At 43.8% G+C, this 24,643-nt stretch carries 26 protein-coding genes; 20 read left to right on the plus strand and 6 right to left on the minus strand.

Annotated elements, in window-relative coordinates; genetic code table 11:
* Positions 1 to 13 precede the first annotated feature (13 nt).
* Positions 14 to 223, plus strand: a complete 210-nt coding sequence (locus KHQ79_RS08250; protein WP_014115006.1) for an MbtH family protein — start codon at positions 14 to 16, stop codon at positions 221 to 223.
* Between the two features lie 42 nt (positions 224 to 265).
* Here the strand turns inward: KHQ79_RS08250 and KHQ79_RS08255 are convergent, their stop codons facing one another.
* The 3 genes from KHQ79_RS08255 to adeR all read right to left on the minus strand — a co-directional run bounded on the left by KHQ79_RS08255 (position 266) and on the right by adeR (position 3,526).
* Entirely contained in the window at positions 266 to 946 is a 681-nt protein-coding gene (locus tag KHQ79_RS08255) for a YukJ family protein (RefSeq protein ID WP_133486183.1), read from the minus strand.
* A gap of 112 nt (positions 947 to 1,058) precedes the next feature.
* Positions 1,059 to 2,195: an alanine dehydrogenase gene (gene ald, locus KHQ79_RS08260; RefSeq protein ID WP_225514775.1), complete on the minus strand. Its 1,137-nt coding sequence runs from the start codon at positions 2,193 to 2,195 to the stop codon at positions 1,059 to 1,061.
* A 101-nt stretch (positions 2,196 to 2,296) separates the two neighbouring features.
* Positions 2,297 to 3,526, minus strand: a complete 1,230-nt coding sequence (gene adeR, locus KHQ79_RS08265; protein WP_225514777.1) for a sporulation transcriptional activator AdeR — start codon at positions 3,524 to 3,526, stop codon at positions 2,297 to 2,299.
* 538 nt (positions 3,527 to 4,064) lie between these two features.
* Between adeR and KHQ79_RS08270 the strand changes: the two genes are divergently transcribed.
* From KHQ79_RS08270 to KHQ79_RS08310, 9 genes are all read left to right on the plus strand, one after another.
* Positions 4,065 to 4,358: a WXG100 family type VII secretion target gene (locus KHQ79_RS08270; RefSeq protein ID WP_003220661.1), complete on the plus strand. Its 294-nt coding sequence runs from the start codon at positions 4,065 to 4,067 to the stop codon at positions 4,356 to 4,358.
* A 70-nt stretch (positions 4,359 to 4,428) separates the two neighbouring features.
* The gene (gene yukD / locus KHQ79_RS08275; RefSeq protein ID WP_010329928.1) at positions 4,429 to 4,668 is read left to right on the plus strand and encodes an ESX secretion system protein YukD; all 240 of its coding nucleotides are present in this window, start codon (positions 4,429 to 4,431) and stop codon (positions 4,666 to 4,668) included.
* Between the two features lie 14 nt (positions 4,669 to 4,682).
* Entirely contained in the window at positions 4,683 to 6,029 is a 1,347-nt protein-coding gene (gene essB / locus KHQ79_RS08280) for a type VII secretion protein EssB (RefSeq protein ID WP_225514779.1), read from the plus strand.
* A 60-nt stretch (positions 6,030 to 6,089) separates the two neighbouring features.
* Positions 6,090 to 10,577, plus strand: coding sequence for a type VII secretion protein EssC (gene essC, locus KHQ79_RS08285; protein WP_225514781.1), 4,488 nt, complete (start codon positions 6,090 to 6,092; stop codon positions 10,575 to 10,577).
* Complete coding sequence (gene esaA, locus KHQ79_RS08290) at positions 10,574 to 13,816, plus strand: type VII secretion protein EsaA (RefSeq protein WP_225514783.1); 3,243 nt, start codon at positions 10,574 to 10,576, stop codon at positions 13,814 to 13,816. The genes essC and esaA overlap by 4 nt, the downstream gene beginning before the upstream one ends.
* Positions 13,817 to 13,847: 31 nt before the next feature.
* Entirely contained in the window at positions 13,848 to 14,303 is a 456-nt protein-coding gene (gene essA, locus KHQ79_RS08295) for a type VII secretion protein EssA (RefSeq protein ID WP_080030893.1), read from the plus strand.
* A gap of 63 nt (positions 14,304 to 14,366) precedes the next feature.
* A complete protein-coding gene (locus KHQ79_RS08300) occupies positions 14,367 to 15,098 on the plus strand; it encodes a (S)-benzoin forming benzil reductase (protein WP_225514785.1) in 732 nt (243 codons plus the stop codon).
* A gap of 195 nt (positions 15,099 to 15,293) precedes the next feature.
* Entirely contained in the window at positions 15,294 to 15,824 is a 531-nt protein-coding gene (locus tag KHQ79_RS08305) for an HD domain-containing protein (protein ID WP_019259341.1), read from the plus strand.
* Between the two features lie 187 nt (positions 15,825 to 16,011).
* A complete protein-coding gene (locus KHQ79_RS08310; protein WP_019259340.1) occupies positions 16,012 to 16,248 on the plus strand; it encodes a YuzF family protein in 237 nt (78 codons plus the stop codon).
* Positions 16,249 to 16,288: 40 nt separating this feature from the next.
* Here KHQ79_RS08310 and KHQ79_RS08315 read toward each other — a convergent pair whose 3' ends face one another.
* Positions 16,289 to 16,678: a DUF2283 domain-containing protein gene (locus KHQ79_RS08315; RefSeq protein ID WP_225514787.1), complete on the minus strand. Its 390-nt coding sequence runs from the start codon at positions 16,676 to 16,678 to the stop codon at positions 16,289 to 16,291.
* A 114-nt stretch (positions 16,679 to 16,792) separates the two neighbouring features.
* Here KHQ79_RS08315 and KHQ79_RS08320 point away from each other — a divergent pair, with 114 nt between their 5' ends.
* The 7 genes from KHQ79_RS08320 (at position 16,793) to pdeH (ending at position 22,477) form a co-directional block, all read left to right on the plus strand.
* Positions 16,793 to 17,902 (plus strand): AI-2E family transporter, encoded by a 1,110-nt coding sequence (locus tag KHQ79_RS08320; RefSeq protein ID WP_003241032.1) that lies wholly within the window; start codon positions 16,793 to 16,795, stop codon positions 17,900 to 17,902.
* Positions 17,903 to 17,961: 59 nt separating this feature from the next.
* The gene (locus KHQ79_RS08325; RefSeq protein WP_003241034.1) at positions 17,962 to 18,183 is read left to right on the plus strand and encodes a spore germination protein; all 222 of its coding nucleotides are present in this window, start codon (positions 17,962 to 17,964) and stop codon (positions 18,181 to 18,183) included.
* A 72-nt stretch (positions 18,184 to 18,255) separates the two neighbouring features.
* Entirely contained in the window at positions 18,256 to 18,504 is a 249-nt protein-coding gene (locus tag KHQ79_RS08330; RefSeq protein ID WP_084991310.1) for a YueH family protein, read from the plus strand.
* A 71-nt stretch (positions 18,505 to 18,575) separates the two neighbouring features.
* Entirely contained in the window at positions 18,576 to 18,974 is a 399-nt protein-coding gene (locus KHQ79_RS08335; protein WP_019259337.1) for a YueI family protein, read from the plus strand.
* A 96-nt stretch (positions 18,975 to 19,070) separates the two neighbouring features.
* The gene (locus KHQ79_RS08340; RefSeq protein WP_014477836.1) at positions 19,071 to 19,622 is read left to right on the plus strand and encodes a cysteine hydrolase family protein; all 552 of its coding nucleotides are present in this window, start codon (positions 19,071 to 19,073) and stop codon (positions 19,620 to 19,622) included.
* 15 nt (positions 19,623 to 19,637) lie between these two features.
* A complete protein-coding gene (locus KHQ79_RS08345; RefSeq protein ID WP_225514789.1) occupies positions 19,638 to 21,110 on the plus strand; it encodes a nicotinate phosphoribosyltransferase in 1,473 nt (490 codons plus the stop codon).
* A gap of 137 nt (positions 21,111 to 21,247) precedes the next feature.
* The gene (pdeH, locus tag KHQ79_RS08350) at positions 21,248 to 22,477 is read left to right on the plus strand and encodes a cyclic di-GMP phosphodiesterase (RefSeq protein WP_060399390.1); all 1,230 of its coding nucleotides are present in this window, start codon (positions 21,248 to 21,250) and stop codon (positions 22,475 to 22,477) included.
* Here pdeH and KHQ79_RS08355 read toward each other — a convergent pair.
* A complete protein-coding gene (locus KHQ79_RS08355; protein ID WP_225514790.1) occupies positions 22,453 to 22,821 on the minus strand; it encodes a YuzC family spore coat inner layer protein in 369 nt (122 codons plus the stop codon). The two genes, pdeH and KHQ79_RS08355, sit on opposite strands and share 25 nt — an antisense overlap.
* Positions 22,822 to 22,933: 112 nt before the next feature.
* Positions 22,934 to 23,101: a hypothetical protein gene (locus tag KHQ79_RS08360; RefSeq protein WP_225514792.1), complete on the minus strand. Its 168-nt coding sequence runs from the start codon at positions 23,099 to 23,101 to the stop codon at positions 22,934 to 22,936.
* A gap of 179 nt (positions 23,102 to 23,280) precedes the next feature.
* Between KHQ79_RS08360 and degQ the strand changes: the two genes are divergently transcribed.
* The 3 genes from degQ to comX all read left to right on the plus strand — a co-directional run bounded on the left by degQ (position 23,281) and on the right by comX (position 24,642).
* Entirely contained in the window at positions 23,281 to 23,421 is a 141-nt protein-coding gene (gene degQ / locus KHQ79_RS08365; RefSeq protein WP_003220708.1) for a degradation enzyme regulation protein DegQ, read from the plus strand.
* Positions 23,422 to 23,605: 184 nt separating this feature from the next.
* Positions 23,606 to 24,466, plus strand: a complete 861-nt coding sequence (locus tag KHQ79_RS08370) for a polyprenyl synthetase family protein (RefSeq protein WP_225514794.1) — start codon at positions 23,606 to 23,608, stop codon at positions 24,464 to 24,466.
* A 14-nt stretch (positions 24,467 to 24,480) separates the two neighbouring features.
* On the plus strand, positions 24,481 to 24,642 hold the full coding sequence (gene comX / locus KHQ79_RS08375; RefSeq protein WP_003241045.1) for a competence pheromone ComX: 162 nt from the start codon (positions 24,481 to 24,483) through the stop codon (positions 24,640 to 24,642).
* Position 24,643: the final 1 nt, after the last annotated feature.

Consider the following 24,643-nt stretch of genomic DNA (forward strand, 5'->3'; position numbering starts at 1 on the left):
GGGGAAGCAATAGATGGCAAATCCTTTTGAAAATGCGGATGGCACATATTTGGTGCTGATCAATGAAGAGGGCCAGTATTCCCTATGGCCCGGTTTTATAGATGTGCCGAGCGGCTGGACAGTCGTTCATGAGCAAAAAGGGCGTGAAGCTTGTCTGGACTATATCCAATCGCATTGGAGCGATATGAGGCCAAACAGCTTAAAGCCTGTTGAAAATGTGTAAACGCATAAAAAAGAGACTGCAGCCGCAGTCTCTTTTTCTATCTTATGCAGACGTTTGGGTATGATCACAGTCTCTGACCGGGTTTCCATTTTCATCTGTACACCACGATTGGGATAAAAACGCTAAAAACACAGCGGCCCACTGATCGTCGGCAAATTGAATCAGAATGCCTCCGTCATGCCAAGAGCCGTTGTCTTTTTTCCAGCGGGTATCCATTGCATTCCCTTGATTCATATGGATATTGTGCATGCCGTTGGTCGGAGTAAAACCGAATATTTTATCCGGAGCCTGTTCCGGCCCAAATTTTGAACCGAATATATAAACCGGCGCTTTCTCGTCTTTCGCTTTCTTCATATACGTTTCAATAAAATCATTTAAATCATTATCTGGCCCCGTGATTTCATGCGGCAAGGGCTTCATTTCCCGGGGGTCAAACAAATTGCCCCGCACATAATCCAGCGCCACTTCACGGTTTGCCTCATTGATCCTTGTATATCCATACGGCATGTTCGGAAGGATGGTAATCGAGCTTGAATCAAACTGATCGTCAGCCAAATACAATACTTCAGATTCCTCAGAACTGGACATCACATTGATGGCGCACCTGTAATACGTATTCTCTTCACCGAGCACTTTGACTTGGAAATGAGGACTGTCATCATCGGTTTCACGCTTCATGTCTAAGACAATGCCTTTTAACACGCCATATTGCTGAACAGCCATATGAATCCTCCTTTATGATCAACTTCATAGTTTTAGTTCGTGAAATGGTCTCTTTTTTCCTTTTAAAAGATAAAAAAAGCCTGCAGAAATCTTTCTGCAAGCTCAATGTGAATTAAGCACCTGCCACAGATGACTCATCCTGTAAAGCTTTCTCGGCAGGCACATACTCATATCCTAAATCCTTTGCCACAGCCTCATAGGTCACGTGTCCGTTTGCTGTGTTTAAACCAGCTCTCAGTGCCGCATTGTCTGTTAGCGCTTTTGCTGCCCCTTTGTTAGCGATTTGCAGCGCGTATGGAACAGTAACGTTAGTCAGGGCGATTGTTGATGTACGAGGGACAGCACCCGGCATGTTTGCTACAGCGTAGTGGACAACACCGTGTTTTTCATATGTCGGCTGATCATGGGTCGTAATATGGTCGACAGTTTCGACAATGCCGCCTTGATCGATCGCAACATCGACAATCACTGAACCTGGTTTCATGTGTTTTACCATTTCCTCAGTGACAAGAGTCGGAGCTTTAGCACCCGGAATTAATACCGCGCAAATGAGAAGATCCGCTTCTGCCACAGCATCTGCGATATTGACCGGATTAGAAATTAGCGTTTTAATCTGATGGCCGAAGATGTCATCAAGCTGGCGCAGGCGGTCTGCGTTTAAGTCGATGATGGTCACATCTGCACCGAGGCCGACAGCCATTTTGGCCGCGTTTGTGCCGACAACGCCTCCCCCGATAATCGTTACTTTTCCGCGGGAAACGCCAGGCACTCCGGCAAGCAGAATGCCTTTTCCGCCTTTAGGTTTCTCTAAGAATTGAGCTCCGATTTGCGCTGCCATTCTGCCTGCAACCTCGGACATTGGCGTCAGAAGCGGCAATGTCCGGCCGTCACTAACCGTTTCATAGGCGATGGCCGTAACCCCTTTATCCTTCAAGGCCTGTGCAAGCTCAGGCTCAGCTGCTAAATGAAGGTACGTAAACAGCACAAGCCCTTCGCGGAAGTAGACATATTCTTCCGGCAGCGGTTCTTTGACCTTCATGACCATTTCGGCGTCCCAGACCTGTTTTGGATCAGCAATGATTTCCGCTCCTGCTGATTCATAGGCTTCATTTTCAAATCCGCTTCCAAGGCCCGCGCCTGTTTCAACCAGTACCCGGTGGCCGTTTGAAACGAGCTGAGAAACGCCCCCAGGTGTTAGTGCGACGCGGTTTTCATTGTTTTTTATCTCTTTAGGAACCCCTATGATCATATCTGTCTCCTCCTGTATCTGTGATGTTTTTAGTGTAGCTTGATTTTTTGGAAAATTCTTTGTTTGAATAAGAAAATAAAAAAACATGGATTTGTGAAATTTCACAAATCCATGTGCCGAAGCTTGATATCTAAATAGATGGTGAATTTTTGATTCACATTTTTTAAATCGATTTCAGCGATCTGGCTGATGCGCTTGAGACGGTAATTCAACGTATTAACGTGTATATTCAAAACCTTGGAAGCGGTATTCACGTTGCTGTCTGCTTCAATAAAACGCTCTAGCGTTTCTACCATATTAGACTGGTGATCGCGGTCATACTGTTCCAGTTTGGAAAGCGAATAATTAAAATATCCCGTCTGTTTCCGTTTTTCATCTAGGACATCCAAGTATTGATAAATGCCTAGCTCAGAAAAACTGAAAAGATGTTTTGTCTCTTCTGCGAACCGTTCCTTGGCTTTTAAGACGGATAATGCTTCCTGATAGGAGCGGGAGACAAAAGAAATATTATTGTATATTCCGCCAAAAGCGATCGAAACGTCTTCTATTTTATAACGTTCCTTCAGCTGTTTTTGCGTACTGAAAGCAAACTGCTTTAAATCTTGAAAAGGGTGATCTGTTTTAGGAGCGGTTAAAATAATGAGTTCATTGGAATCTACTGTTGTCAGCAGAACATGAACCTGCTGGGTTGTTTCCTGCAAATATTGCAGCTGCTGTTCGATTTTTTCAGTCAGCTCGCCGTTTATCCGGATGATCATAACGGAAAACTCAGAAGGGGCGACCATTCCAAGCTTGTGGAACCCATCCGCCATGTCTTGCTCCTGATAAATGTGTCCAGTCAGCATTTTCCAGAAAAACTCTTGGCTGCGTTCTTCATTTTTCGTTTTTCTGATTTGGAGTTTGAGAAGCTTGTTTCTCACTGCTTTAGCCGCCATTTGCAGTGTCATCAGATCATCGTCAGACAATGTTTTTTGGATCTCAAGCGCCCATATGAAGCCAAGCACTTGGTTGTTTTTCCAAATGGAAATTGCAACGCGATTGCTTAGTCCGACTTCATCTATTTGCTTTACTCTGATCGGCTGGTCCGTTTTTAAAAGAGCTGGAATCGTCCCGTCTTTCCACAACTTGTTAATGACCTTCTCCGGTACTCTTCTGCCAATGATTGTAGACGTTCGGGCAGGATCTGTGCAGTCGCTGTGTGTGCTGTAGGCAAGCAGCTTGTGGTTGAAATCCTCTATAGTAATCGGGCAACGCAGAACGTCGCTGATATGATCAGCCACATCTTCAAGTCTGTCAAAACTGTATTTAAACGGATCATTCGGCATGGTCATAAATCTCCCTACTTTTCATGCTTGATTTCTCTTTGACATCTCATCCCCTTCCTTTTATTATGATTGTTGTTGTTTGTGAAAATCAACAACAAAGAGCGGAAGCCAAAAAAACAATTACATGGCATACTGAGAGAAACGTCTTGCAGTACAGTTGTATGCCTTATATGATACGAAAGCTTATCCTATTATTCTTCTAGAAAGTCATCGGGGGCGAGACTGATTAAGGAAAGAAAAAACTGAACCTTTCAGAAATGGTGCTCTAGCATCAAATTTTCTGAAAGGTTTTTTTTGGGAGTTGGAGAATCATTTGGGTCTTTTGGATTATTCGGAGGATGAAGAGAAGATTGAGAAAATGAACCTACCTATTTGACAATTTATGTAATTTTTAAGTGATTTGGGATAAACCATTGGACTCATTTTGTAAAATTAAAACATATTTGTTTGACTGTACCGAAAAACTGTTTTTATAATAATGACGTTCTAAAAATAAGTGAATTAGCCCATATTTAGGCTGATGGCACAGGAGGTAATGAGGAATATGGCAGGATTAATTCGTGTCACACCCGAAGAGCTAAGAGCGATGGCGAAGCAATACGGCGTTGAAAGCCAAGAAGTATTGAATCAGGTTGATCGTTTAAACCGAATGATCTCTGATTTGAAAAGCATGTGGGAAGGTGCTTCAAGCGAAGCGTTCGCAGATCAATACGAGCAGCTCAAACCTTCATTTATCAAAATGTCAGATTTGCTTCAAGATGTGAATCAGCAGCTTGATCAAACAGCAAATACACTTGAGTCTACTGACCAAGACATCGCAAATCAAATCCGCGGATAACAGTATGAAAGGGAAGGAGCGCCTGATTCACGAGAAGACGGCGCTCTTTCTATGTAAGGGTGATCCTAAAATGTATATTGATATTACAATAGATTTGAAACATTATAACGGCAGTGTCTTTGATCTCAGATTGTCAGATTACCACCCGGTGAAAAAAGTAATTGATATTGCTTGGCAGGCTCAAAGCGTAGCTATACCTCCGCGCGAAGGGCACTGGATCAGAGTGGTTAATAAGGATACGGTGTTTTCCGGAGAATGCAAGCTGTCTGATTGCGGCATTACAAACGGAGACCGGCTTGAAATATTATGAAAGGATCTGGTTGAATGTCGGATAAACAAAAATCATATTTAGAAAACCAATTAGAAGCCGTTGCCGAGAAAACAGATGCCGGCTATACATTTACCTTTCAGCGGGAAAAAATAAAGCTTCTGGACGGTCTCGAAGCCAACGTGATCAAAGATGTAAATCCATTTTTTCATAAAGAGATCGATGTGACGGATGATGAAGTAATCATCACAATCCAACCTCCTCCCTCCTATAAAGCATTCCGCTTAATGAAAGCTAAAGATAAAAAAAGCAAATGGCAGTTTGCCTATCAGCTTGTTCAAGCTGTACAGCAGCACAATCTGTCGAGGCTGAATTTGATTGTCGCTCCTGAAAATATTGTATTCGATAAAGGCCTAACGCCTTATTTTCTCCATTATGGAGTAAAAGAAAGCATTCCTCCTTACGAGCGTGATGAGGAAAGAGTGTGGCGGGAGCTGAAAGCGGCAGCAGCTTTGGCAGTTGACGGCGCGTTTGCATTTGAAGACTACCTGAAATTCAATGATACGCTGACGTTCTCCGCAGAGGCTAAGGCGATATTGGATGCGGCGACCTATGATGACCTGCTCGAGCTGATTCAAACCCATATCGATGAGCTCGAAGCCAAAGCGAAAACATACATACATATCCCGAGAAAAAAGTGGAACATCCAGCGATATATCGGCCTGGGGCTCATTGTTTTGCTGGTGCCGGCCCTTATTTATTCGATGTACGCTTTATTTTTCGCACAGCCAAAGCACCAGGCGATAGTGGACAGCAACCGCGCTTTCCTAAACAAGCAGTACAGTGAGGTTATCAGCACACTGTCTAAATACGATGCGGAAAGCCTGCCTGAATCGGTGCAGTATCAGCTGGCGACGTCTTATGTTGAGGTTGAAAATCTAGGGAGTGCAAAAACGAAAAATATTGAAAATAATTTAGTCACTCTGCAATCAGACCCTCAGCATTTCTTGTATTGGATTGATTATGGCCGAGGGAATTACAAAGAAGCTATCAGTATTGGCCGTAAACTTGAGTACAATGATTATATTTATTTTGGCCTTGCTAAATATAAACAGCAGCTTTTATCTGAAGACACAAATGATGAAGAAATACAAAAAGAACTTGATTCAGTAAATAGTGAGCTTGAAAAAGCAAAAAAGGAACATGAAGACAATCAAGGACAGTCTAATACTGACACGTCTTTAGTCGATACAGCCGAAGAACAAACAGACGAAGAAAAACAACAAGCTGAAGAGAAAGCGGCAGAAGAAAAAGCCGCAGCCGAGGAAAAAGCGAAAAAAGAAGAACAAGCGAAGAAAGAAAAAGAAACAGAAAAGAAAGATGAGAAAAAAGATGACAAATAACGTGATACATGAAGCGCAGGTCATCGCATGCTGCTATTCGGCCGTTAGGAGGTTCGCCATTTGAGTCTATTATGGGTTTTTTACCAAAATAACGTTCAAAAACTGAAACTGACTGACCTCCCGTCGTCCCATCCGGTGACCATAGGACCTGATGTGAAGGATTCCGTTACGATCGGCACCATTCCGTTTGAAAGCGGAGTGATTTCCCTTCAAAGAAAGGAATCCGGCGGCCCATACGAAGTTTTCCTGGGAAATGATTGTCTCGGCACGATTGAGCCGGATACATCATTTTCTCTCCAAACGGATCAGCAGGATATACGCTTGATATTGACGGGCAGTGAGCCTCATAAATCCGTTTATTTTACGGGGAATCGGGATGAAATCATATGCTCTTCAGAAAAGACAAATGCAGATATTTATCTGAATCCGCAAGAGTTTGCTTTTGCAGAACAAAGCACGTTCTCTTTGCTTCTTGTCGGCGGAAGCTGGTCGGTTCGTCCTGAAAGCGGGACGATCTTCTTGAACGGAGAGAAGATCATCGACAATACACCGCTCCAGCCGGGGGATGAAATTTTCTGGAACTTTACGCAAATGAGAGTGACGGAACAAGATCTTTTAGAAATTGTTCGTTTTGCCCCGTTTGAAACGGCATTAACAGAAACGGTCAAACCGAGCACAGAGATGCAGAAAAAATATCCGCAGTACAGAAGAACGCCGCGAATGGTGTACGACCTGCCGGATGACCGCGTTTCTTTCAGTTTCCCCTCTCAGGAGAGCGATCAAACCAATAGAGGGCTGTGGCTCGTCATTCTGCCTCCGCTTGTGATGCTGATCGTGATGGGCGTTGTCGCCATCATTCAGCCGCGCGGTATATTCATACTTGTTTCTCTGGCGATGTTTATGATGACCCTCATTACCTCGACGGTGCAATATTTCCGGGATAAAAACCAGCGGAAAAAACGTGAGGAAAAGCGGGAGCGCGTGTATAAGCTATACTTAGACAATAAGCGGAAAGAGCTTCAGGCGCTTGCTGAAAAGCAAAAGCAGGTTCTTGAATTTCATTTTCCTTCATTTGAACAAATGAAATACTTAACAAGTGAAATCAGTGACCGGATCTGGGAAAAATCGCTTGAAAGCAAGGATTATCTCCAGCTGCGGTTGGGGACGGGAACAGTCCCTTCAAGCTATGAAATCAATATGAGTGGCGGGGACTTGGCCAATCGTGATATCGATGACCTCATGGAGAAATCCCAGCACATGCAGCGTGTCTATAAGGACATTCGCAATGCGCCGGTTACAGTTGATTTGGCGGAAGGTCCGATGGGGCTTGTCGGTAAATCGCAAATTGTGAAAAATGAGATTCACCAGCTGATCGGACAGCTGTCGTTCTTCAACAGCTATCACGATTTGCGTTTCGTTTTTATTTTTCATGAAGAAGAGTATAAAGACTGGGAGTGGATGAAGTGGCTGCCGCAATTTCAAATGCCACATATTTATGCGAAAGGATTTATTTATAATGAGCAAACCCGAGATCAGCTCCTGTCTTCACTTTACGAATTGATCAGAGAGCGCGATCTCGAAGATGACAAAGAAAAACTGCAGTTCAAACCGCATTTTGTATTTGTCATTACGAATCAGCAGCTGATCTCAGAGCACGTCATTCTCGAATATTTAGAAGGACAGCATGAGCATCTGGGTATCTCTACAATTGTCGCTGCGGAAACAAAGGAAAGCTTGTCGGAAAACATTACGACTCTTGTCCGCTACATCAATGAGCATGAAGGCGACATTTTAATACAAAAGAAAAAAGCGGTAAGAATTCCGTTCCGCCTGGATTATCATCAGCGCGGGGACAACGAACGGTTTTCACGCACGCTGCGGACGCTGAATCACCAGGTCGGCATTACGAACTCCATTCCGGAAACGGTATCGTTCCTGGAGCTTTTTCATGCGAAGGAAGTAAAGGAAATCGGCATTCAGCAAAGATGGCTGACGAGTGAATCGGCGAAGTCACTGTCAGTGCCGATCGGCTATAAAGGAAAAGATGACATTGTGTATCTGAACCTTCACGAAAAAGCCCACGGTCCGCACGGGTTGCTTGCAGGGACAACGGGGTCAGGGAAAAGTGAATTTCTCCAGACCTACATTTTGTCACTTGCGGTGCATTTTCACCCGCATGAAGCGGCTTTCTTATTAATTGACTATAAGGGCGGAGGGATGGCACAGCCGTTTCGCAACATTCCTCATCTGCTCGGCACGATCACAAATATTGAAGGCAGCAAAAACTTCAGTATGCGTGCGCTTGCTTCCATTAAAAGTGAGCTGAAAAAAAGGCAACGCCTGTTTGACCAGTATCAAGTCAATCACATCAATGACTATACAAAGCTGTACAAGCAGGGGAAAGCAGAAGTGGCGATGCCTCACTTGTTCTTAATTTCTGATGAATTCGCCGAGCTGAAAAGCGAGGAGCCGGATTTTATCAGAGAGCTTGTCAGTGCCGCGCGTATCGGGCGAAGCCTCGGCGTTCATTTGATTTTGGCGACACAGAAGCCGGGCGGCATCATTGACGACCAGATTTGGAGCAACTCGCGCTTTAAAGTAGCGCTGAAGGTTCAGGATGCCACCGACAGTAAAGAAATTTTGAAAAACAGCGATGCCGCAAACATTACCGTGACAGGACGCGGGTATTTGCAGGTCGGCAACAATGAAGTGTATGAGCTGTTTCAATCAGCCTGGAGCGGTGCGCCTTACTTAGAGGAAGTCTACGGAACAGAGGATGAAATCGCGATCGTCACGGATACGGGTCTGATCCCGCTTTCCGAAGTTGATACCGAAGATATCGCGAAAAAAGACGTTCAAACAGAAATCGAAGCAGTAGTTGACGAAATTGAACGCATCCAAGATGAAATGGGAATCGAGAAGCTGCCAAGCCCTTGGCTGCCGCCGCTTGCGGAACGTATCCCGCGCACTCTTTTTCCTTCAGAAGAAAAAGACCATTTCCACTTCGCGTATGTCGACGAACCTGATCTGCAAAGACAGGCACCGATTGCTTATAAGATGATGGAAGACGGAAATATCGGCATATTCGGCTCTTCCGGCTACGGAAAATCGATTGCAGCTGCAACGTTCCTGATGAGCTTTGCGGACGTATACACACCAGAAGAACTTCATGTCTATATCTTTGATTTCGGAAACGGAACGCTTCTGCCATTAGCGAAGCTGCCTCATACAGCGGACTACTTCCTGATGGACCAGTCAAGAAAAATTGAAAAGTTCATGATTCGAATCAAAGAAGAAATTGACCGCCGTAAACGTCTGTTCAGGGAAAAAGAAATCAGCCACATCAAAATGTACAATGCGCTGAGCGAGGAAGAGCTTCCGTTCATTTTCATCACCATTGACAACTTTGACATCGTCAAGGATGAGATGCATGAGCTTGAATCGGAATTTGTCCAGCTTTCCAGAGACGGACAGAGCTTGGGTATCTACTTCATGCTGACAGCAACGCGTGTGAATGCGGTCCGCCAGTCATTGTTAAATAATCTGAAAACAAAGGTTGTCCATTATCTCATGGATCAATCTGAGGGATATTCCATTTACGGACGGCCGAAGTTCAATCTTGAACCGATTCCGGGGCGCGTCATCATTCAAAAGGAAGAGCTTTATTTCGCGCAAATGTTCCTGCCTGTTGACGCGGACGATGATATCAGCATGTTCAACGGACTGAAATCAGACGTTCAGCATCTTCAGGAGCGCTTTGCTTCAATGGACCTGCCGGCACCGATTCCGATGCTGCCTGAGAGCCTGTCGACAAGAGAATTTTCTCTCCGCTTCAAGCTGGAACGCAAGCCTTTATCTGTACCGATCGGGCTTCATGAAGAAACAGTCAGCCCAGTCTATTTTGATTTGGGCAAGCATAAGCACTGCCTGATTTTAGGCCAGACCCAGCGCGGGAAAACAAACGTCTTAAAAGTAATGCTTGAACATCTGATTGATGATGAAACCGAAATGATCGGCCTGTTTGACTCGATTGACCGCGGCTTGTCCCAATATGCGAAGGAATCAGACGTCTCATATTTGGAAACGAAAGAAGATATTGAGCAGTGGATCGAAACAGCAGAAGATATTTTTAAAACAAGAGAAGCCATGTATGTAGAAGCCGTCCGCCAGGGAGATGCGCAAAATCTGCGATTCTCACAAGTGGTGCTGATGATTGACGGGATTACGAGATTCCAGCAGACGATTGATACGAGAATACAAGACCGTCTGGCAAACTTCATGAAATCATACGCGCATCTTGGCTTCAGCTTTATCCCGGGCGGAAACCACAGCGAATTCTCAAAAGGCTATGACTCCTTGACGACAGAGATGAAGCAAATTCGCCACGCGATTCTGCTGATGAAAAAATCTGAGCAAAATGTCATTCCTCTCCCGTACCAAAGACAGGAGCCTGAGATTCAGCCGGGCTTCGGATATGTTGTGGAAAACGGGAAGGAGCAAAAAGTTCAAATTCCTTTATGTTCTGCTGAAAGGGAGAGTGCTAGATGACAGAACAACGAAAAAGCTTGATCAAGTTAATATCCGCCGTCATCATCATTTTGCTGCTGCCGGTTTTGTTTTTCCGCTTTATCGGAGACGATCCGACGAAAAAAGCAGTCAATTCCACGCGGCAAATCGCGGTGGTGAATGAAGACACAGGCGTATTGAGTGATGAGGTGAAGTCTGATGAAGAGGACAAATCCGCCCATTTCGGCAAGGAAGTAGCGGCCGTTCTGGGTGAACGTCCCGATTATTCGTGGACGGTCGTAAACCGAAGCGCGGCCGAGACTGGTCTCGCGTCAAAGAAATACGATGCGATCGTCTACATTCCCTCAGATTTCTCAAAAAACATTTTGAGCTATGACAAAGATCATCCTCGAAAAGCAACGCTCGAATTCAGCATTCAAGATAACCTGAATGCGGTCAACAAAGAAAAAGTTCAGCGTGAGCTTGAGGATGCCCAAAAGACAATGAACAAAAAAATGTCGGCCTTATACTGGAACTTTGTTTCGCAAAAAGTGGACAACATCAGAGGAGAATTTGACAAAATTGTCAATAAAGAATCTGAATTCCAGAATGTCATGTACAACTTTTACAAACCAAGCTCTAATGATTTAGCAGGTGAAATCAAACAGCAAAAAGACTTAATCGATGAGCTGAAGAAATCAATGAATGAAGCGCAGGGCACGACAAAAGAAAAAGCTTCAACAGCGGAGGAAGCCAAAAACACGCTGAAAGATTTCATTGATACAGTTGAAAGATACAAAGAATATCAAGAAAATCAGAAAAAACTGCTTTTGGCAGCCCAGGATTCAACACAGCAGCAAATCCACACAGGTTTGGATGCCATCCAAGCTCAGCAAAAGGCGAATCAGTTCAGCGAACGCATGAGCGGACTGTCAACAGGGATCAGTCAAGTGAAAACACAGCTTGGGCAAACCAGCACAGTTCTGGCAGCCGCACAGCAAATCAGGGAAGGCCAGGTGCCTCAGCAGGAACTTGGCATGGCAAAAATCCAAAGTGATTTAATCGATCAATATCAGGCAACATCAAGGCAGGCTGCATTAAACCAAGTATACGGACTCCTTGTTGAGTCTCGCGCAGCGCTTACTGTTGCGAAAGGCGATCCGCAGCCTGATGGAGATGATGGTTCAGATGATGAAGATAAAGATCCGAAGGAAGAAGATCCTGAAGAACTGAAAATTGATCTTGAAAAACAGCGTGAAGAACTGAAAAACATCGCCGCTGATATTCAGGACATTTCGGACAATCTAAAGGAGCCTGAAAAAGAGGAGCCGACGCCAGAGAACCCTGGAACTGAAAATCCTGGAACAGACGAACCGTCCACTGACAACCCGGAAAATCCTGATGACGGAAGCAACACAAATCCCGATGATTCACAGGGAGACACCGGAAACGATGATAACAGCAGTGATACCGGGAATGACGGACAAACGGACGGCAATACTCAGGATCAAGACCAGCAGCAGGGAACAGACGGTCAGGAGCAGAACGGAGATGCCTCTAATGGTGAGTCAGACAGCGGACAAACCGAAACAGGCACATCTGCTGAACAGACCGCTTCATCAGATTCTGCCCTTCAATTTATCCAGCTGGCAAATGAAGACGGAACCGGCGATTCAGGAGATACCGGAGGCGACGGCGGCACGACTCAGCCTGAGGACGAAGATCAAACAGGAAACGATGAGATTTCTGATATCGCAAAAGCAAAAGAACAGCTCAGCAAAGCGTCTGAGCGAATCAAGCAAATTGAAGAAGAGCTCAAAGAAAAAGAAACTGCCCATAATGAAGAGCTGAAAAAGAAATTAGAAGAACTAAAAGAACAAATGGATGGTCTTAATGATGAAATTGATGACTTGAAAGACCAAGTAAAGAAGCTAGAAGGTAAACTTGAAAATCTTGAAGCGAAACGGAAGAGGGAGTTCGAAGGGATTTACAGCGCGATTCGCGAGCTTGAAAATAAAGATCAGCTTCAATTCCCGGGAGAAATTAATACAGAAAGCATCTCCGCTTTAATGAGATACTATAAATATTTATCTGTTTATGACTCTGTATTATCCGGAACTATCGACAGCATTGCAAAAACCAATGCCATTGACGGTCAGCAAGGCAACGTCAAATCCGTACTGGCTCTCTCACCTGAAGAATCATCCAGCTGGGAAGCTCTCAAAAACAACACGATGCAAACTGATGAAGACATTAACAGCTTTATCGACGGCATGACCAAATTTGCGGACGAATACAGCGGTTTTATCCGTGACTCTCAAGCAGGTGTTCTCGATGAGCTGACGAAAATCTCTGAAAGTGCCGCAAAAGCGTCAGAACAGCTAGTAACGGGCGCAACACAGGAATCTGCGACGTTCAGTAACGACGGGCTGTCTGGCACAATGGCGCTGAGTGTCCAAGATACGGTCGGCCAGGAAGTGCTGCAAATGTCAGACATGATGGGTTCATTATCTGACCGCCAGTCAGGCATTATCGATTATACAACCAACATGCAGCAAAGCGTCAATGATGTACAGACGAAAGCTGACACCTTAAACAACAACTGGGGGAAAAATGTCGCCTCAACGAAACTCGTGCGCAATGACGTATACGGCATATTGGGAAATACATTAGTAGACGGGCAAAACAACGGCTATGTATATGATTACTTGGCGAATCCGCTTAAGATCAGCGGAGAGGTTCCGGAAGAAAAAACTCAAACGGTGCCGCCGGTTGTCATCCTTGTCATTGTGTTGATCAGCAGTCTGTTAATCGGCTATTTCAGCTCGTATTACCAAAACGCGCCGCTTCTCGTCAAAGGAGCGCTATTTGGAATTCTGAATATCCTTGTCGGATTGATGATCAGCTTGTTCGGTTTGAATATTTATTCATTGCCGGACGATCAAACGATTAAGTGGTCAGTGTTTACGATTCTACTGCTGGTCGCAAGCTCGGCCTTCATCCGTGCGGCATTCAGATTCGGATCGATCCCTGGATGGGTGGCTTCGGCAGCAATGATTCTATTCTACGTCGCACCGCTTATTGATTTGATTATGCCGAACTTTACATTTGAAGATCCGGTATCGAAAGTATATATCGACATCCAGTATGGTACTGGGCATTTGTTTGCAATGGGAATATCGGTTCTGCTGATCATTACGGTGATTGCCGCGGCTCTGCCGCTTATTATCCGGCTGATGGCAGAAAAAACAGCAGAAAGCGATGAAACGTATGAAGCGTAATCGCAGCATGGAAAAGGGGATCATGATTTGTATGCTCTCCTTTTCCCTTTTCATACCCTCTGCCGCCGCTGCCGAAACCGAAGAAAATACAGATGTCGCGCCAAACCAATATGAGAAAAAAGACATTGAAATCGATACGAATTATTTGCATGAAGATACCTACTATGAAGAAAAAACAGAACTGCCTGAAGAACAGAAGGATATCACCTTTGATAAGCCGGAGGATAAGGATGCAGAGCTGTTAAAAGATTTGTTTACATCAACAAATGCCGAGGAATCCAACACGATTGCGGCTCAATCGAAACAGCTTGGGATTACCTTTGCTGAAAAACCAATCACAAAGGCATCATCCACGGAAACAGAAGAAGAACAAGAAACATCTTCTCTGCTGCTTCCGATTATCTATGTCGTGCTGATCCTGCTCGGAATAGCAGGCATTGTGTTCCTCATCCCAAAAGTCACAGCGCAGGAGAACAAAAAGGCATAGGCTCCCGTGCTTGTGTTGAGTAAAAGCGGTACGTACAATAGGAACGGAAGGAGGAGGTTTCCAATGGAACTTTATATCATTACCGGAGCGTCAAAAGGACTGGGTGAAGCCATCGCATTGCAGGCTTTAGAGAAGGGCCATGAAGTCCATGCCTTATCCAGGACAAAAGCTGATGTCTCACATGAAAAACTGACGCAGCATCAAATAGACCTTATCAATCTCGAAGAAGCTGAACAGCAATTTGAATCATTGCTTTCATCCATCAATCCAGATCGTTATTCAGCTATTACCCTGATCAATAACGCTGGAATGGTAACACCGATCAAACGCGCCGGCGAAGCGTCTCTTGATGAACTGCAGCGCCATTATCAGCTGAACCTGACAGCGCCCGTGCTTTTGAGTCAGCTGTTTACAAGACGGTTTGCTTCATACAGCGGCAAAAAAACGGTTGTCAACATTACGTCAGGCGCCGCCAAAAACCCATACAAGGGATGGAGCGCGTATTGCAGCTCAAAAGCAGGGCTTGACATGTTTACGAGGACTTTCGGATTTGAACAGGAGGATGAAGAACTGCCGGTGAACATGATTTCTTTCTCACCGGGTGTTATGGACACTGAGATGCAAGCCGTCATCCGTTCTTCATCGAAAAAGGATTTCCATGACATTGAACGATTCCGGAAATTAAATGAAACAGGAAGCCTTCGCAGTCCGGCCTTTATTGCCGATACGCTGCTTTCTTTATTAGAAACAGGCGCGGAAAACGGCCGCATTTATGATATAAAAGAGTTTTTGTAGAGCAGAGATTTTCTGCTCTTTTTTTTATAAAAAGGCAACAGTCCGCGCACTTTGTTGAACAGCCGCATATACTGACTGAAACTCTGCTTTTAGGGTATAACAATGATGATAAGAAGATAAAATGATGTGACATAAGAATTGAGTTTCTCTGCAAATTATGTTAGGATTCTAAAAATATCTAAAGGAGGGGTTTCCATGAGAAAGGTTACATTAATGGATGTTTTCACCCATCCAATTGCACAAAAATATATGCAGCGCTCAGGCGTAGCACATGCGATTGCTTGCGCTTATCATGCATACAGGCTGTCTGTAAAGGCTGGCATCAACCCTGATTTAGCTGCAAAAGCGGCGCTGCTGCATGACATCGGCCATTATGAATGGTATACGGACGGTGAGTGGGATTATGAGAAATACAAACGAAATGACATCCATGCCATCAAAGGGGCGGAACGGGCGCATAAGCTTCTGATTCGGCTTGGCGAGGAACCGAAAGCGGCAAAAGAAATTGCCCTTGCCATTTTGCTTCATACCGATTCCTATTTGCCTGAAGGTGAATTAGATAAAAACACGCTGCAGCAGATTGTCAAAAAAGCGGACGAACTTGATGAAGAGCCGGGCGGCCACCATCATTACCGTCAAATTGATCCTTCAACTGCACGTCAAAAAATAGAAAAGCTGGACCAATTAATCGACCAAGCCCAGGCATCTATGATAAAGCAAGTATAAGTCCCGCTTTTTACACGGAACAGCGCCAGCTTTCTACGCTGTCTCCGCTTCATCACCATTTCCTTTACACCCGCTTCCAAACATATTCTCCTAAAATCCCCGCACCCCTCGTTTTATCAGGGAAGCCTGTGTCATTATCCATAATTGCGGCATAAGCTGAGATAAAACATAAAAAGGGGATTGAAGTATGGTCAACCAAGGTAGCCCGCAACTGGTCTCTTTAGTCGATCCTTATGTCTATCAGACCATTAAAAAGCTCATCGGCTCAAGGTTCGTTATACAGACAGTACGAGATACGGTCAGAGGCAGACTGATCGATGTCAACCCTGACCATATCACAATTGAAGGAGCCCGAAATGCTGTTTGTTTGATTAGAATCCAGCACATGATTTCCGTCACGCCAGATTACAGTGAGCGGGTTTAACAGTGCTTGCGCATGAAAAATAGGCGTACATCGGGACGTCCTATTTTTCAGTTAAGCGCTGCAAAAACGCACTGTAATACATCGATTCGTCAAGGTCAAAACCGGCAAATTCCTGGTAGCCGCCATCTGAAAAACAAAAAGTGACACCGTACACTGTATAGCTGGAACGGACTGAAGCCTGTTGACGAACACGAAAGTGATAGCCGTCTGCATCTTTTACATATAGCCGTGATTTCCCGGCAAACGGGGCACAGAGCAGTGCTGCCTCACCAAAACATTCGAATCCGGCGATTTTGCCGTTTTGGCCGATATCCAGCAGGATACAATCATTGACTTTAAGCTCCTCTGACCGTACATTCCTGCTCTCTTTCGGATGAAGAAGGTGGATATAAACCAGTCCGGAATCTTTATCGTATGTCACAGCCTGCATCACCAACACTCCTTTCATCATATTAAGAGTTCTGATATGAGTTCATTTTTGTTACAATGATGGGGTATAAGTCCTTTTATCTGACACATAAAGAAAAACTAGGAGGAACAAAGCTTGTTGAAATCAAAAGTCCATTTTTGGACATTGCAGATTTTATTTGTTTTGCTGATTATTTACGTAGCAACAAAAGTTTCATTTGTATTTCAGCCGTTTATTGTTTTTATCTCGACACTGTTTTTCCCGATGCTGATTGCGGGAATTTTGTATTTCATTTTTAATCCGGTCGTCCGCCTGCTTGAGAAAAAAATTCCGCGGACATTATCCATTCTATTGATCTACTTACTCTTTATCGGTTTGCTTGCCTTCGTTTCAGCGTCGGTCGGACCTGTTATTACATCGCAGGTTACCGGGCTGTTTAACAATCTTCCTGATTATATAAAACAGATTCAGGCGCTGACAAAAGATTTGTCCCATTCCCAATGGTTTACCTGGATGATGAATCAGGATTATGTATCGATATCAAAAATTGAACAGTCGTTGACAAGCTTTCTCCAAAACCTGCCGCAAAATATCACGTCCAGTTTATCTGCGGTGTTTGGCGTCGTGACAAACATCACGCTTGTTATTATCACTGTTCCATTTATCCTTTTTTATATGTTGAAAGACGGACACCGCTTTCCGAACTTGGCAGTGAAAATTCTTCCGGCTTCATATCGGACAGAAGGCTTGAAGATTTTTAAAGATTTATCCGATACGCTTGCGGCTTATTTTCAGGGGCAGCTGTTAATCTGTCTTTTTGTCGGAACAGCGTGTTTTATCGGCTACTTAATAGCCGGGCTGCCGTATGCCCTGATTCTTGGGATTGTCATGGCGATTACCAATATCATTCCTTATGTCGGGCCTTTTCTCGGTGCTGCGCCGGCTGTCATTGTCGGTTTTATGGATTCGCCGGCCAAAGCGCTGTTTGCGATTATTGTAGTCGTCGTCGTTCAGCAGCTTGACGGGAACCTGCTGTCTCCTCTCGTGATCGGAAAGCGGCTGAATACGCACCCGCTTACGATTATTTTGCTGTTGATCGGAGCCGGAAGCTTCGGCGGAATTCTCGGCATGATTTTAGCAGTGCCGGTCTACGCGGTAGTGAAGGCATTCTTCCTGAATATTGTCCGCTTAATCAAACTGCGTCAGCGGTCACGCCTTGAAGAAAACGCAAAGCCCGCTGAATAGGCGGGCACCATTTGCGCCTCTTTGCATATGATGCTGTAAGTCAATGCGGAGGTGGGGAAATGCCTGCGATTGTAGGTCCGATTTATATTATGTCTATATCAGGTGATGCAGCGGCCAGCTTTGGAGATGTGTTTGCGATTTCGCCGAAAAGCGTTGATCACACCGGAGCGGGATCGGGTGCGTTTCAATTAGGTGATTATATAAAGATCAATAATGAACACAGTAAAACCATCCTCAAAGATGCCGATATCATTGATGAAACAGTGTCGTTTAACGGGTAACAGCCTTTTCGGAGAGGCTGTTGCTTTTTTTATTGTATAATATGGTTAGTCTTTGAATAGTGAGGTTATGTTATGAAAATCAGAAAAGCGAATATCAATACGGAAACCGGAATGATCACGGACGTGTATCTGCATGAAAACAGAAAAGAACTGCGCACGCTTGTAGCGGTTCCGCAGCTGGAGTGGAGCACGATCATTTCTTATGAAGAAGATAAAGCATCTCTGCCTGAACGGCTGGAAGCTTCTTTGCGCCGGCATACAGAGGAAGACCCGGCTGGTGAGCTGGCCAAAAAAATCATTCATTGGGTAACAGAAATGTAAACGGCCATTGAAAGTTTAGCTCCTGCCTGATCAGGTGATAATGAAGACAAACAAGACGGGAGGACGAGCTTTTGAGTGATGATAAAATGGATCTCTATTTGCAGCAAGGAATGTATGGGCCCTTGGAGACAAAGCCAGACGAGCGCCATTTGTTTTTAGGCTCATTAAGGGAAAGAGTCCTTTTGGCACTGACGAAAGGACAGGTGCTCAGAAGCAAACCGTATGAAGAAGCGGAACACGCACTCAAAAACAGCAAAAACATCACTCTTTTGATTAATGGAGAGCTTCAGTACCAGTCTTACTCTCCCTATATCCAAATGGCGAACCGGAACGGAGTGAACTTCAAGATCGTATCTGATCTTCAGTTTCATACGCCTTTAGGCCTTGTAATTGCGGCTGATATCGCTATGAATCGTGAATTGATATATGTTCAGGACGACATTTTTAACCGGTCAGTGCTGAAACCTTAAGAGACAAACGGATCGTTTGTCTTTTTGTTCATGGCAATTCACTTACAACTGGAGATAAGATATAATGTTCTCATACTGATGGCGGGGAGGCCGGCTATGAAAAAAGCACTTATTTGTATTGATTATACGAATGATTTTGTGGCGAGTGACGGAAAATTGACCTGCGGGGAGCCCGGCAGAATGATTGAAGAGGCGATCGTCAATTTGACCGAAGAATTCATCACAAACGGTGATTACGTCGTATTAGCAGTAGATTCTCATGATGAAGGGGATCAATATCACCCTGAAACCCGTCTTTTTCCTCCGCATAATATAAAAGGCACGGAAGGAAAAGATCTGTACGGAAAACTTTTGCCTCTATATCAGAAACATGAACATGAACCAAATGTTTACTACATGGAAAAAACGAGATATTCTGCTTTTGCGGGTACTGATTTAGAGCTCAAACTCAGAGAGCGGCAGATTGGCGAGCTGCATCTTGCCGGCGTCTGCACAGATATTTGTGTGTTGCATACAGCGGTTGACGCATACAACAAAGGTTTCCGGATTGTTGTGCATAAACAGGCTGTTGCCAGCTTTAATCAGGAGGGGCACGCATGGGCTCTTTCCCATTTTGCAAACAGCATCGGAGCGCAAGTGGCAGAGTAAGGAAGGGGAAAAACAGTGTTAGAGTACGGATTTAAAGATGACAGCCTGTCATTACATACAGACCTTTATCAAATCAACATGGCAGAAACTTACTGGAGAGACGGCATTCATGAAAAGAAAGCGATTTTTGAGCTTTTTTTCAGAAGGCTTCCGTTTGAAAATGGCTATGCGGTTTTTGCGGGCTTGGAAAAAGCAATCGAATACTTGGAAAATTTCAAGTTTACGGATAGCGACCTGAATTATTTACAGGATGAGCTCGGGTATCATGAAGATTTTATTGAATATTTGCGCGGTTTATCTTTTACAGGTTCTCTTTACTCCATGAAAGAAGGAGAGCTCGTCTTTAACAATGAACCGATTATGAGGGTGGAGGCCCCCTTGGTAGAAGCACAGCTGATTGAAACGGCTTTGCTCAACATTGTGAACTACCAAACATTAATCGCAACAAAGGCTGCCCGGATTAAAGGCGTCATCGGCGATGAAGTCGCACTTGAATTTGGCACAAGACGGGCGCATGAAATGGATGCGGCCATGTGGGGAGCGAGAGCAGCTTTAATTGGCGGCTTCAGCGCAACAAGCAATGTAAGAGCTGGAAAGCGCTTTAATATCCCGGTATCCGGCACGCATGCGCATGCGCTTGTGCAGGCTTACCGCGATGAATATACAGCTTTCAAAAAATACGCGGAAACGCATAAGGATTGCGTCTTCTTAGTCGACACGTATGACACGCTTCGTTCAGGCATGCCGAATGCGATTAGAGTTGCTAAGGAATTCGGAGACCGCATCAACTTCATTGGCATCCGCCTGGACAGCGGCGATTTGGCGTACCTGTCAAAAAAAGCCCGGAAAATGCTTGATGAAGCAGGGTTTACAGACGCGAAAGTCATTGCTTCAAGTGATTTGGATGAGCATACCATTATGAATTTAAAGGCTCAGGGAGCGCGCATTGATGTCTGGGGTGTCGGTACGAAGCTGATTACAGCCTATGACCAGCCGGCTCTCGGCGCGGTTTACAAGCTTGTTGCCATTGAAGAAGACGGAAAAATGGTCGACACGATTAAAATTTCGTCCAATCCTGAAAAAGTGACGACACCGGGCAGAAAGAAAGTGTACCGCATTATCAATCAGTCCAATCATCATTCTGAAGGCGACTATATTGCGCTTTATGATGAGCAGGTGAATGATCAGAAGCGGCTCAGAATGTTCCACCCGGTTCATACATTCATCAGCAAATTTGTCACGAATTTTTATGCGAAGGATCTTCATGAGCTGATTTTTGAAAAGGGTATTCTTTGCTATCAAAACCCTGAGATCTCAGACATACAGCAGTATGTGCAGGATAACCTCAGCCTGCTGTGGGAGGAATATAAGAGAATCAGCAAGCCGGAGGAATATCCGGTTGATTTAAGCGAGGACTGCTGGAGCAATAAAATGCAGCGGATCCACGAAGTGAAAAGCAGACTTGATGAAGAGCTTGAAGAAGAATAAAGAAAACTGGCCATTCGTTCGCGAAGAGGCCAGTTTTTCTTTGTGTATATATTATTTTTCATGTTTAGACAATTTTCGTCAAATTATTTGATATACTTAGGGGTGAAAGCCGCGCGCATTGTAAGGGGGATAAACCAATGAGGGTGTTTGTTGCAAGACAGCCTATTTTTAATAGAAAAGAACAGGTTGTTGCTTATGAACTGCTGTATAGAGAGAGTGAAGAGAATGTGTATAGCGCTAAAGACGGCGATCAGGCAACAACAGATTTGGTGATCAACAGCTTTTTAAACATCGGTATTGAGAAGCTGACGGAAGGGAAACGCTGTTTTGTTAATTTTACGGAAAGCCTGATGTTCTCGAATCTTCCCACCTCCTTCAATCCGAAACAGCTTGTCATTGAGATCCTTGAAGATATACCGATCACGCCGGCCCTCATCTCAAGATGCAGAGAGCTGAAAAAAATGGGGTATATGCTGGCGCTCGATGATTTTTATGCCATAAATCCGCAAAATGAAGACTTACTGGAAAAGCTCATGAGCTATATTGATATATTGAAAATTGATTTTCTCAAAACAACACGAATGGAACGCAGAAAAATTTTGCAAACCTACGGCTGCAGCGGTTTGATTTTTTTAGCGGAAAAAGTAGAGACCCGAAAAGAATATAAACAGGCAGCCCAAGACGGATTTCAATTATTCCAGGGCTACTTTTTCAGCGAGCCGCGCATTATCAGCGGGCATGATCTGTCAACTCATTTCTATTCTTATTATGAACTGCTTAACGAATTGAGCAAAGAACAGCCTAACATAAAACGTGTGACAGAGTACATAGAGCGGGATTTATCACTGTCCTATCAAATCTTAAAATTTTTAAACTCATCCCACAGCCGACTGAGCCAGAAAATTGAAAGCATTCAACAGGCCATTATGCTGCTTGGGTTTAATGAAATCAAACGGTGGATATACATTCTTTCCTTTAAGGATTTAAGCAGAAAAGGGAATTCCAGCAAGCACGAAATCATTAAGATTTCTTTGATGAGAGCAAAGCTTTGTGAACTGCTGGCGAGAAAAACAGCCCGGCCGCAGCCTGCTTCTTATATGCTGATCGGAATGTTTTCTCTCATAGACACCCTGCTGCACAGAGAAATAGAGGATATTATTCAAGAATTGCCTTTAAAAGATGAAGTCGGGCAAGCGTTATTAGGCCATCAAAACGACTACTACCAAATGCTTGAGCTTGTGAAATTAATTGAAAGCAACAACTGGGACACCTGCACAGAATTAGGTAAAGAACTGGACAAAGAAGAAGCGTATGAATGTTATCTTGAGGCTCTGGAGTGGTGTCATAAGCTTATGGACGCAAAGTGATTGCGGTCTTCTGACCACCGCAAAGCAAGAATCATTCGGCTTTGCGTCCCGATGAGGCTGATGTAGATGCCGTCGGGATTAAAGACCGCATCCACTTCATGCAGGACGCCCATTTGTTTGATCAGGCGCTTTACAGTTTGTTTATCTGACTGCTCGGCTGCGGTCAGGATGCGGCGCGAGAGCTCCCGCGAGCCCGCAATGCGGCCTAAAACGAGCTGGGCATCGGCGAACAGCCCTGCGGCCTCTCTCGCTGAACGGATAAAGGTATCTGTTTGGACAGCGGGAGCAGGCGGGCGGCGACTCTCATACGGATAGGCGTAAAACCAAGGATAATGATATCTCATGGGAGCACCTCACACAAAAGGATGTTTCTATATGTATAGATCTCAAATAGCCGAATATGACAAAGCGAAAAGGCCACAACTTTAGCGTTGCGGTCTTTTCGGTGTTTGTCGGTCAGGATACGCCAAGAATCGCATATTTAATTTTGAAAATACGGTATGAAGGACTATAGTCTTGATTAGTGAAAATGCGAAACACGTTAAAATCAAGGGAATTAAGAATCTTTCTCAATTTCAGGGGAAAGAAACGCTCCTCTGCATAGAAATATAGTCCCGTTCTCATTGTGATCCCTTTGAGCACAAGGACCTATTGATATTTGCGGTGTCACGCAGGACTTTTTTGTATACTTTTCGGTGAAAAATAAGCCAAAAGCAGATACACTATTAGTAACAGATCAAATACCTAGGACTCGTTCACCATACACAATTCATTGATCTTTCAAAAAAAGGAGTGTGGAAACGATGGAAAAGAAACTTGAAGAAGTAAAACAATTGTTATTCCGACTCGAACTTGATATTAAAGAAACAACAGATTCATTACGAAACATTAACAAAAGCATTGATCAGCTCGATAAATACAATTACGCAATGAAAATTTCGTAAAAAAGACTTGGAAACAAGTCTTTTTTTTTGTTCTATCCATACAATAAATGGATAAAGTATTATATGATTGTTAAATAACGAAAAACCTGCTGTCCTTTGGATAGCCCATTTAGTAAAATGGAAGGGGAGGGGGGAAGTCGTTATTGAGCAGATATGTTTAGATTCTGTCCGAATCAAGGAGAAAATGAAGGAGATTGTTAGCCAAAAAATAATGAATCATGACTTGGAACGATATCTTCAGAGTTTTATTGAGTCCAAGGATACTTTTGAGTTTGCTGATTTGGCTTTTCATCATTATCTAGCTTTTAACGGTCAGGACAAAAAAGCAATTGAATTGCTAGCTTCCGGAATTGAATTGCTTATACTCTCATTTGATATTTATGATGACTTAGAGGATAAAGACAATGTAAATGCTGTATGGATGAAGATTGACTCGTCTATCGCTTTAAATGCAGTAACAGCTCTTTACACCCTAAGTATACAAGTTATGTGCCAAGCTAGTCATGAACCAGAATTTTCACAAAAGATATTGACTTTTGCGTTACAATCAATTCAAGGCCAGCATGATGATATTGTGAATGCGCCGAAAACTGAAGAAGCCTGTCTTGAAATGATCAAAAATAAATCAGGAGCGCTAACAGCACTGCCCTGTGTTATGGGAGTAATGCTGGCAACCGGCAAATACGATCCCATTGTAGCTTCTTATTCTTATGAACTCGGCATTATGTCGCAGATCGATAATGATTATAAAGGTTTGTTTTACTTAAATAACGATTTTGTTCAGAAAAAAAATACATTGGCATACTTATACTTAAAAAAACAATTTAATGATGCTTCAGTTGAGCTACTAAGTTTATATCAAAAACCCGAGGAATTTGTTTCTATTAATACGAAGGCTTTGAAACAAAAATTAACAGAAGCAGGCGTTATACAATATTTGCTGGTGATGAAACATTTATCTCTCCAGAAAATAAAAAAAGAAATGTCACAATTAAAATTAGAAGATGGTAAAACTGAAAAATTATTGTCTGTTATGATTAAATAAGGAGGGGATTTATTATGCAAGAAATGGTAGGATACTTAATTAAATACCCAAATGTTTTAAGGGAAGTAATGGAAGGTAATGCTTGTTTATTGGGTGTCGATAAAGATCAATCTGAATGTATAATAAATGGTTTTAAAGGATTAGAAATTTATTCAATGATGGATTGGCACTATTGAG

It is taken from the genome of Bacillus sp. TSO22, assembly GCF_020223595.1.
GTDB lineage: Bacteria > Bacillota > Bacilli > Bacillales > Bacillaceae > Bacillus > Bacillus inaquosorum.

Bases quoted from the DNA above. Each gene is read 5' to 3' on its own strand.
- KHQ79_RS08250 (WP_014115006.1), top strand. From the start codon at position 14: ATGGCAAATCCTTTTGAAAATGCGGATGGCACATATTTGGTGCTGATC.
- KHQ79_RS08255 (WP_133486183.1), bottom strand. From the start codon at position 946: ATGGCTGTTCAGCAATATGGCGTGTTAAAAGGCATTGTCTTAGACATG.
- ald (WP_225514775.1), bottom strand. From the start codon at position 2,195: ATGATCATAGGGGTTCCTAAAGAGATAAAAAACAATGAAAACCGCGTC.
- adeR (WP_225514777.1), bottom strand. From the start codon at position 3,526: ATGACCATGCCGAATGATCCGTTTAAATACAGTTTTGACAGACTTGAA.
- KHQ79_RS08270 (WP_003220661.1), top strand. From the start codon at position 4,065: ATGGCAGGATTAATTCGTGTCACACCCGAAGAGCTAAGAGCGATGGCG.
- yukD (WP_010329928.1), top strand. From the start codon at position 4,429: ATGTATATTGATATTACAATAGATTTGAAACATTATAACGGCAGTGTC.
- essB (WP_225514779.1), top strand. From the start codon at position 4,683: ATGTCGGATAAACAAAAATCATATTTAGAAAACCAATTAGAAGCCGTT.
- esaA (WP_225514783.1), top strand. From the start codon at position 10,574: ATGACAGAACAACGAAAAAGCTTGATCAAGTTAATATCCGCCGTCATC.
- essA (WP_080030893.1), top strand. From the start codon at position 13,848: ATGCTCTCCTTTTCCCTTTTCATACCCTCTGCCGCCGCTGCCGAAACC.
- KHQ79_RS08300 (WP_225514785.1), top strand. From the start codon at position 14,367: ATGGAACTTTATATCATTACCGGAGCGTCAAAAGGACTGGGTGAAGCC.
- KHQ79_RS08305 (WP_019259341.1), top strand. From the start codon at position 15,294: ATGAGAAAGGTTACATTAATGGATGTTTTCACCCATCCAATTGCACAA.
- KHQ79_RS08310 (WP_019259340.1), top strand. From the start codon at position 16,012: ATGGTCAACCAAGGTAGCCCGCAACTGGTCTCTTTAGTCGATCCTTAT.
- KHQ79_RS08315 (WP_225514787.1), bottom strand. From the start codon at position 16,678: ATGCAGGCTGTGACATACGATAAAGATTCCGGACTGGTTTATATCCAC.
- KHQ79_RS08325 (WP_003241034.1), top strand. From the start codon at position 17,962: ATGCCTGCGATTGTAGGTCCGATTTATATTATGTCTATATCAGGTGAT.
- KHQ79_RS08330 (WP_084991310.1), top strand. From the start codon at position 18,256: ATGAAAATCAGAAAAGCGAATATCAATACGGAAACCGGAATGATCACG.
- KHQ79_RS08340 (WP_014477836.1), top strand. From the start codon at position 19,071: ATGAAAAAAGCACTTATTTGTATTGATTATACGAATGATTTTGTGGCG.
- pdeH (WP_060399390.1), top strand. From the start codon at position 21,248: ATGAGGGTGTTTGTTGCAAGACAGCCTATTTTTAATAGAAAAGAACAG.
- KHQ79_RS08355 (WP_225514790.1), bottom strand. From the start codon at position 22,821: ATGAGATATCATTATCCTTGGTTTTACGCCTATCCGTATGAGAGTCGC.
- KHQ79_RS08360 (WP_225514792.1), bottom strand. From the start codon at position 23,101: ATGAGAACGGGACTATATTTCTATGCAGAGGAGCGTTTCTTTCCCCTG.
- degQ (WP_003220708.1), top strand. From the start codon at position 23,281: ATGGAAAAGAAACTTGAAGAAGTAAAACAATTGTTATTCCGACTCGAA.
- KHQ79_RS08370 (WP_225514794.1), top strand. From the start codon at position 23,606: ATGAAGGAGATTGTTAGCCAAAAAATAATGAATCATGACTTGGAACGA.
- comX (WP_003241045.1), top strand. From the start codon at position 24,481: ATGCAAGAAATGGTAGGATACTTAATTAAATACCCAAATGTTTTAAGG.